Source organism: Polaromonas sp. P1_G4 (genome assembly GCF_056405475.1).
Window position 1 is genome coordinate 1 of record NZ_JBFUCA010000352.1, and the last position, 4,465, is coordinate 4,465.

The 4,465-nt window shown below is 61.1% G+C and carries 8 protein-coding genes; 1 reads left to right on the top strand and 7 read right to left on the bottom strand.

The genetic code is table 11. The features are described from left to right. The 5 genes from AC1D1X_RS16330 to AC1D1X_RS16350 form a co-directional block, all read right to left on the bottom strand. Nucleotides 1-337 (bottom strand): YhjD/YihY/BrkB family envelope integrity protein (locus AC1D1X_RS16330; RefSeq protein ID WP_477698661.1); only part of this gene is annotated, 337 nt, incomplete at its 3' end. Nucleotides 338-383: 46 nt separating this feature from the next. After that, entirely contained in the window at nt 384-524 is a 141-nt protein-coding gene (locus tag AC1D1X_RS16335) for a hypothetical protein (RefSeq protein WP_477670911.1), read from the bottom strand. Nucleotides 525-610: 86 nt separating this feature from the next. After that, nucleotides 611-1,201 carry a flavin reductase family protein gene (locus AC1D1X_RS16340; RefSeq protein ID WP_477670912.1) on the bottom strand — a complete coding sequence of 197 codons (591 nt, stop codon included), beginning with the start codon at nt 1,199-1,201 and terminating at the stop codon, nt 611-613. Nucleotides 1,202-1,289: 88 nt separating this feature from the next. After that, nucleotides 1,290-2,204: an amino acid ABC transporter substrate-binding protein gene (locus AC1D1X_RS16345; RefSeq protein WP_477670913.1), complete on the bottom strand. Its 915-nt coding sequence runs from the start codon at nt 2,202-2,204 to the stop codon at nt 1,290-1,292. Nucleotides 2,205-2,211: 7 nt separating this feature from the next. Then, nucleotides 2,212-2,661 carry a VOC family protein gene (locus tag AC1D1X_RS16350; protein ID WP_477670914.1) on the bottom strand — a complete coding sequence of 150 codons (450 nt, stop codon included), beginning with the start codon at nt 2,659-2,661 and terminating at the stop codon, nt 2,212-2,214. A gap of 114 nt (nt 2,662-2,775) precedes the next feature. Between AC1D1X_RS16350 and AC1D1X_RS16355 the strand changes: the two genes are divergently transcribed. Beyond that, nucleotides 2,776-3,654, top strand: a complete 879-nt coding sequence (locus AC1D1X_RS16355; protein ID WP_477698662.1) for a LysR family transcriptional regulator — start codon at nt 2,776-2,778, stop codon at nt 3,652-3,654. 89 nt (nt 3,655-3,743) lie between these two features. Here AC1D1X_RS16355 and AC1D1X_RS16360 read toward each other — a convergent pair whose 3' ends face one another. After that, on the bottom strand, nt 3,744-3,974 hold the full coding sequence (locus AC1D1X_RS16360) for a hypothetical protein (RefSeq protein ID WP_457278690.1): 231 nt from the start codon (nt 3,972-3,974) through the stop codon (nt 3,744-3,746). Between the two features lie 207 nt (nt 3,975-4,181). Continuing rightward, a partial coding sequence (locus tag AC1D1X_RS16365) for an RNA recognition motif domain-containing protein (protein ID WP_477698663.1) occupies nt 4,182-4,465 on the bottom strand: 284 nt, incomplete at its 5' end.

A 4,465-nucleotide genomic window follows, 5' to 3' on the forward strand; every position in this document is an offset into this window, starting at 1 on the left:
ATATGCTCAGCAGCAGCGTCAGGGCCGACACCAGCAGCAGCGCAAAACCCACCAGCGTGAGGCCATTGGCATTGCCCGCGAACTGCGCCAGGTGTTTGAGCACCGTCTTGGCGATGCCCTCCGGCAACAGGCCGCGCAGCAGGTGCTCGCGAATCGCGTCACCGGTGGCATGCAGCGCTGGCGTGCGCGCGAACAGTGCGAAGCTCACCGCCAGCATCGGCACCATGGACATCACCATCGTGAAAGTGAGACCGCCCGCCGCCTGGGCGATGCGCTCTTCCCTGCCACGCTGCAGGAGGCGGGTGATCAGGTTGCCCTGGTTTCGGCTGGTTGCCATGGAATTGGGAGGCTCGTGTCGCGCCGGTCAGGAAATGCCGGTACGTTCAACCCAACAGGCGGAACAGGCCATAAAGGGACAGCAGCCCTGATGTCACCAGAAGTCCAGTCTTGACCGAGCGGGCGCCGACCAATGCGCCGATAACGCTGCAAGCCAGGATGGCGCCGAGGATGTAGGTTGTTTTCATGCCCGCAATGGTAAAGCCTTCGCCTGGCCCTTGATGATGTGCGGGGAAGGTTGTGGGGCGAAACCAACTCCTGATTGACGATGACCTCAGGGCATTTTTGTCGTCACATCACCGGCATGAAACATTCCCGCCGGCCTGACGAAATTTCCGCCTCCCAGATGGTGAATCGTCTGCAGATCGAGGTTGTCGTCGCCGAAGCGCCAGTGCCCCTGCTGGAACACACGCTCATCGGCGGCGGCAGCGACCACCTCCGCAAAGCAGGTGTCGTACGCGTCTTCGGTATGCCGTTCGCGGATCAGGCGGCACTCCAGCCATGCCGCGCAGCCCTCCTCCAGCACGGGCATGCCGAGCACCGGCCCCGTGCGGGCCTTCAAGCCGTATTGCGCAAACTTGTCGCCCGTGCGGCCGGACTCACTGCCGACTGCATGCGTCAAGCCGGCCAGGGCCGTGCACGGAAGACATATGCCGAAGCCGCCGCTGGCGGTGATGAGTTCACGCGTATAGGTTTTCTTGTCGATCACGATGGCAATGCGAGGCGGCGTGAACTCCACGGGCATCGACCAGGCGGCGGCCATCACGTTGCGCGCCGTGCCGTGCGCGCTCGTCACCAAAACCGTTGGGCCGTGATTGATCAGGCGGCTGGCGTGTGCGAGGGCGACTTCCTTGAAGTGTGTCATGTCATTTCTTCCTGGTGCATTTCATGCTGCCGATTATGTTGGGCCCGACGCGTTTCAGGGCGGGCTGCTCCCCTCGCCCCGTTCCTCGCTACTTCTTCGTGTAGTCTTCCAGCGGCTTGTCGCTCAGGTTGGCCCATGCCGCCCTGGTCAGCTCCGATGCGGGCATGCCTACCTGTGTGTTGTTCGGCGGTATCGGCTGGACAAACCATTTGTCATAGAGCTTTGCGACCTCGCCGCTTTTCGCCATTCTGGCAATGCTGGCGTCCACCGCCTGTTTAAAGGGGGCATCCCCTTTGGGCAGCATGATGGCAATCGGCTCGACGCTCAGGACTTCTTTCAGCACCACATAGTTTTTCGGCTGTTTTGACTGGGAAATCATGGTGGCCAGGATCTGGCCGTCCGCCACGAACGCTTCGGCCCGGTCATTTTCAAGAAGCAGGAAACCTTCGCTGTTGTCCTTGCCATAAACCTCCTTGAAGTCGACGCCCGCCGCGCGTTCGTGCTTGCGGATAAGCTGGACGGCTGTAGCGCCAGATGTGGCGGACACGGTCTTGTTGGCAAGCTGGGACAGGCTGGTGATTCCGGTCCTGGTTTTGGTGGCGACGCGGACTTCTTCAATATAGAGCGTGGGTGCGAAGGCAACATCCTTTTGGCGTGCGGCGTTGTTCGTCGTTGTCCCGCACTCCAGGTCTACCGTGCCGTTCTGGACGAGCGGGATCCGGTTCTGCGCGGTGACGGACTGGTAACGCACGTCCAGCTTCGCCAGGCCCAGCTGTTTCTGGATATCCGCGATCACCCTTTTGCAGATGTCCACATGAAACCCTGTGTATTCGCCTGCGCCCAGCGTATAGGACATGGCGCCGGAGGCTTCACGGACGCCCATGGTGACGGCTGCCGTCTCCTTGATCTTCTTGAGCGTGTCGATTGGCTGCGCGGTGGCCGCAGCTCCCGCCAGGGTGAACGCTGCGGCAATGCCCGAACAGGCTACCAATTTCATCATCATGCTTCCTTCACTTGGCAAACAGGCTGTCGAGCGTGGCGAAGGCTTTGAACTCGATGGCGTTTCCGGACGGGTCGAGGAAGAACATGGTGGCCTGTTCACCGGGCTCACCCTTGAAACGGACGTAGGGTTCGATGACGAACTGCGTGCCCCCTGCTTTCAACCGGGCCGCCAGGACATCCCACTCGCCGAGGGACAGGATCGCGCCGAAGTGGCGAACCGGGACGTTGTGGCCGTCAACGGCGCTGGTCTGGCGGTGGCCGCACTCGTCGGGCGCCAGGTGCGCCACGATCTGGTGGCCGTAGAAGTTGAAGTCGACCCATTCGCTGGAGCTGCGGCCTTCGGGGCAGCCCAGTAATTCACCGTAAAACCGGCGTGCGACGGCGAGGTCGTGGACAGGGAACGCCAGATGAAATGGCGGAAGCGCTTTGGCGGGAGTGGTTGCGTTTGGCGTGGTCATCGAAAGCCTCTTTGAGTCGTGGAAGCCGCACTTTAGGTCGATTGATGCACTTTGAAAAACGATATATATTCAACCTGAGAATCAATAATTTCGATGAATTAATGGGAAACCCATGTGATTACCGAGCTGAAAACCTTGATCGCGGTGGTGCGTTACGGCRGCTTTTCCGCCGCCGGCGGCCAGATTGGACTGACCCAGTCCGCCGTGAGCAGCCAGATCCAGCGGCTGGAAGAGTCCCTCGGGCTGGCGCTCTTTGACCGTACACGGCGTTCCGCGGTGCTCAACGAAGCGGGCGCCAGGGTGCTCGCGCGTGCCGAAGAGATTGTTCTGCTGTTCTCCAAACTGGGCGATGCGGGCACCGATGACGAGCTTGCCAGCACCCTGCGGATCGGCGCCATTGCCTCTGTTCAGTCTTCGGTGCTTCCCCGAGCACTGGCGGCACTGAGGAAGGAAAACCCGAAACTGCTCGTCCACATTGCTCCCGGCGTGTCCATGAAGCTGATGGACCAGCTCGACAGTGCTGAGATCGACGCGGCGGTGATGATCCGACCCCCGTTCGGCATCCTGCCGGAAATGACCTGGCAAACCTTGATGTACGAACCCTTCAAGTTGCTCGTGCGCAAGGAAATCAAAGGGCGGGACTGGCGCGCATTGCTCCAGTCGCAGCCTTTTTTGCGCTACGAGCGCACGTCTTTCGGTGGGCGTCTGGTGACCCGGTTCCTGCGCGAGAACAAACTGGCGGTGCAGGACTCCATCGAGCTTGACGAGATCACGGGCCTGATGAACCTTGTCGCCGAAGGCCTGGGGGTTGCGCTGGTGCCGATGGTGGAGGCCTACCTGCCCATGCCGCCGGGAGTGCGCGCAATCTCCCTGGGCGAAAAAACGTTTTACCGCGAGATCGGCATCCTGCGCAAAGGCATGAGTGCCCGCCGGCGCATCACGCAGGCCCTTGAAAGATGTCTTCGCGAGGCCCTGTCGCCGCCTGTTCCATAAAGTTTTTTGCCATCAAGATCGGCAGCGCTTGTGACACCGGGGATGCTGCCGGAGGCTCATCACCGTCGTGCCAGATGCCGTCCAGATGGTCACCGGCCGTGACCCCGGTTGGACTCCATCCAGCTGGCCAGTGCGGCTTCATAGGTAGCCGAGGCACTTGCAAGCCGAAATTCGGCACTGGCTGACCCGGCGCGCCCGGCAACAAAGCCTTGCCATCCGTCGCCGTCTTCTGCTTCATAGATGCATAGATCGAAGTCGCCCGGTGGGGGACTGTCACCCAACATAAGGATGGTCGCGTCGTGCACCTTGTGAACCTTCATAGAGGGGCATTAGGCCACGAAACACCCTGTGCACGCGAACTGCAAACGTTGTGACCACCCGGCAAAGTGCCCGCAGGTAAATATTACCCAGCCCCAAAGAAAAAGGCTTCAAAACCGAAGTTTCGAAGCCTTTTATGCTGTTCTCAACGTAACGCCGAGAGAGCGGGTTGGCAACGGCATCTCTGCCGTTGACGGGGTTTGCAGGGCTTAGTAGCCGCCGCGACCACCGCCGCCGCCGTAGCCGCCGCCACCGGAACGGTCGCCGCCGCCACCGTAGCCGCCACCACCGCCGCCGCCGAAGCCGCCGCTACGTGGAGGACGTGCTTCCATTGGACGTGCTTCATTCACGGTGATGCTGCGGCCGCCGAGCGACTGGCCGTTCATGCCGGAAATTGCAGCTTGTGCTTCGGCATCGTTGCCCATTTCGACAAAGCCAAAACCTTTGGAGCGACCGGTGTCGCGTTCCATCATGACTTTGGCGCTGGAGACAG